Genomic DNA, 3,754 nt, shown 5'->3' on the forward strand with positions numbered 1-3,754 from the left:
GTCGGCGACCGCGACGTGATACATGACGTCGTCGAACAGCGGGGGCGGTGAGGGCGCGTCGGCGTTCTCGAGGACGAGCAGTTCACCGTCGCGGATGCCGTGTTCGTCGAGTGCGAGTGCCCCGGACAAGGGTGCCCGGCCGAGCTGCGCGAGGGTCCACCGGTCGGGCTCCACCTGGTCCGGGGTGGTATCGAAATCGTTGTCGGTGCGGTGCGAGGCAACGAGATCCACGATTCCGGGGACGAGCAGCGCGATCGGCACACCCAACGGCAGCGCCAGGTCGACCTGGCTGTGCCGGGTGAGTACGGAGATCCGGCACAGGTCCGGTGCGCCGACACTCCGGGTGGTTTCCGTGCTTGCGTGTGGCAGGTCGATGTGTGCAGCCGTCAACGATGTGTCCCCCAGTCGCATCGAATGTGTCGCAGGCCCGGTCGCTCGAATTCCCGGTCGACAGACCGAACCCGCCGCAGACGATACGACATCCGTGCGGTGGGCGCCGAGGCGCAGGTCGGGCACCAGGTGATGCGATGCGTTACCCTTCGTCGACCGTGGGGGTCGGCCGGCGTGGGGCGGCCGAGATGTCGAGGGCGGTCGGGGGGAGCTTGCCGTGAGTACGGTGCGGTTCGTGCGCAGAGCACGCCGGGAGGCGCCGCGGCTTCCTGGCGGCGAGGTGAGTTTGCAAGCGCCGCCGGAGATTCCGAGGGCAACCCCGGGCAATCTGCTGATGAAACTGTTGCCGCTGGTGATGGTCGCGGCGATGATCGGCATGGTCGCGCTGATGTTCTCGTCCGGGATGGCACGCAGCCCGATGTCGCTGATCTTTCCCGTCATGATGCTCGTGTCGGTGGTGGGGATGCTCGCAGGCAACGCCCGCGGCGGTGGTGCGGGTACCGCGGAGGCGAACGAGGATCGCAAAGACTACCTGCGGTACCTGGACCAGATGCGCCGCGATGTGACCGACACCGGTGACCAGCAGCGACGCGCACTCGAATGGACCCATCCCGATCCGGCGCTGGTCTGGACACTCGCCGGATCGGTACGCATGTGGGAGCGCCGCGTGACGGATGCCGACTACTGCCACGTGCGGGTCGGTCTCGGTGGGCAGCGGCTGGCGACCCGCCTGATCACACCGGAGACCGGTCCCGTCGAAGACCTCGAGCCGGTTGCGGCAGTGTCGTTGCGCAGGTTCGTCCGAACGCATTCGGTGGTGGCGGCGCTGCCGACCGCGGTGTCGTTGCGGGGGTTCCCCGCAGTCGCGATCGACGGTGACCGGAACGCGGCCCGGCAGCTCGCCAGGGCAATGCTCGTGCAGCTGTGCACATTCCACGGTCCGGACACGCTGCAGGTCGCGGTGGTGTGCGGACCCGACACCGCCGCTGAGTGGGAGTGGGTGAAATGGCTTCCGCACGCACAGCATCCGGAGGTGCGTGACGGTGCGGGATCCGCGCGGACCGTCTTCGGCTCGATGCTCGAGCTCGAGACGGTCCTCGGATCGCAACTGGCGATGCGGGGTCGGTTCGCGCGCAACGCCCCGGCGGTCGACGGTGTGCCACAGATCGTCGTCGTCGTCGACGGCGGTGTGCACGGTTCCGGTTCCGGTGTCCTCGGGGACGAGGGCGGAGTGGATTCGGTGGTGGTGATCGACCTGTGCCGGTTCGTACCGCGACTCGCAGCCGCCCGCGGGCTGCAGTTGATCGCGGACGCCGGGGAACTCGGTGCCCGCGCAGGCAGCGCCGTCGAGACGTTCGCGCGGTCCGACGGCATCAGCATCGCGCAGGCGCAGACCGTGGCGCGTCGGCTGGCGCCGTACCGCACCGCAGGGGCGACGACCGGCGACTCCGACATGGGCGACGAACGAGCGTTGACCTGGCCGGATCTGCTGGGGCTCGGTGATATCGCGCGATTCGATCCCGCTCCGGCGTGGGCGCCGCGGAGGGGCCGGGACCGGCTCCGGGTGCCCATCGGTATCGGTGTCGACGGTGCGCCCGTCGAACTGGACCTGAAGGAATCCGCGGAGAACGGTATGGGCCCACACGGCCTGTGCATCGGCGCGACCGGGTCGGGCAAGTCCGAGTTCCTGCGCACACTGGTGCTCGGTCTGATCGCGACCCATGCACCTGATGCGCTGAACCTCGTGCTCGTCGACTTCAAGGGCGGGGCCACGTTCCTCGGTCTGGACCGGGCGCCGCACGTCGCCGCGGTCATCACCAACCTCGCCGACGAACTGGCGATGGTGGACCGGATGAAGGATGCCCTCGAAGGCGAGATGAATCGCAGGCAGGAATTGCTGCGCGCCGCAGGCAACTTTGCGAACGTCGGAGACTACGAGCGGGCGCGGGCATCGGGTGCGCCGCTGGCGCCGCTACCGGCCTTGTTCATCGTCGTCGACGAGTTTTCCGAACTGCTGACCCAGCAACCGGACTTCGCCGATCTCTTTGCCGCCATCGGACGGCTCGGCCGCTCGCTGCACATGCATCTGCTGCTCGCCAGTCAGCGACTCGACGAGGGAAGACTGCGCGGGCTCGACAGCCACCTGTCCTACCGGATCGGACTGAAGACGTTCTCGGCCAACGAGTCCCGCAGTGTTCTCGGTGTCCCTGACGCCTATCACCTGCCGTCGTCACCGGGCGCGGGCTATCTCAAATGCGATTCGGCGGAGATCGTGCGATTCGCCGCGGCCTATGTCTCCGGCCCCTATGAACGCGGCCGCATCGCCCGCCGGACCGTACGGGCGAACGGTCCGGGCGTGGCCCGGCCCCGATTGTTCACCGCGCGGGAGGTGCCGGTCGAGCAGACCGCGCCACCGCCGGATCTCGCCGCGGCGGTGCCGGAACCCGCGCCGGACGGCCGGACCGTGCTCGATGTGCTCGTCGACCGGGTCCACGGCCACGGTCTGCCCGCGCACGAGGTGTGGCTGCCGCCGCTCGACGAGTCACCGAGTCTCGACCGGATCATGCCGCGATCTCTGCTCACCGGCGACGTGCTGCGGCAGGCGACGCTGCGCACACCGATCGGCATCGTCGACCGGCCGTTCGATCAGCGGCGGGACCCGCTCGTCGTCGACCTGGCCGGTGCGGCGGGCAACATCGTCGTCGTCGGCGGACCGCGATCCGGCAAGTCGACGATGTTGCGCACGCTGGTGATGTCGATGGCGATGAGTCACACCGCCGAACAGGTCCAGTTCTACTGCCTCGATTTCGGCGGTGGAACCCTCGCCGGGCTGTCCGGTCTGCCGCACGTCGGCTCGGTGGCCAGCCGCCTCGACGCCGACCGGGTGCGCCGAACGATCGCGGAGATGGCCGGGTTGCTGCGACGACGCGAACGGGCCTTCGCCGAATGGGGCATCGAGTCGATGGTGCAGTTACGCAGGCTCCGTGGCGACCGCCTCGTCGATACCTCCGCCGACGGGTTCGGCGACGTCTTCCTCGTCATCGACGGCTGGCCCAGCATCCGCAACGACTTCGACGCTCTCGAACAGACGATCGGCATTCTTGCGGCGCAGGGCTTGTCGTACGGGATCCACGTCGTGATCTCCGCGCCGCGCTGGGGGGATGTGCGGCCCTCGATGCGTGACCACCTCGGCACCCGCCTCGAACTGCGCCTCGGCGACCCGGCGGATTCGGAGTTCGGCCGGAAGAAGGCCGAAGCTGTCCCCGAGAACCGGCCCGGACGCGGTATCGACCGTGACGGGCTGCACGTGCTGTCGGCGCTGCCCCGCGTCGACGGGAGTTCCGACGCAGACGATCTCGGGTCC

The 3,754-nt window shown here is 69.0% G+C and carries 2 protein-coding genes; one reads left to right on the forward strand and one right to left on the reverse strand.

Translation table 11 applies throughout. From position 1 onward, the window contains the following. On the reverse strand, positions 1-390 hold a 390-nt coding region (locus WAX14_RS04405; protein ID WP_422626869.1), incomplete at its 3' end, for an EsaB/YukD family protein. 217 nt (positions 391-607) lie between these two features. Here WAX14_RS04405 and eccCa point away from each other — a divergent pair. Further along, positions 608-3,754, forward strand: a 3,147-nt coding sequence (eccCa, locus tag WAX14_RS04410; protein ID WP_422626870.1) for a type VII secretion protein EccCa, incomplete at its 3' end; no start/stop codon positions are given.

The sequence above is a fragment of the Rhodococcus sp. (in: high G+C Gram-positive bacteria) genome (assembly GCF_049299235.1).
In the GTDB taxonomy this organism is placed as follows: Bacteria; Actinomycetota; Actinomycetes; order Mycobacteriales; family Mycobacteriaceae; genus Rhodococcus.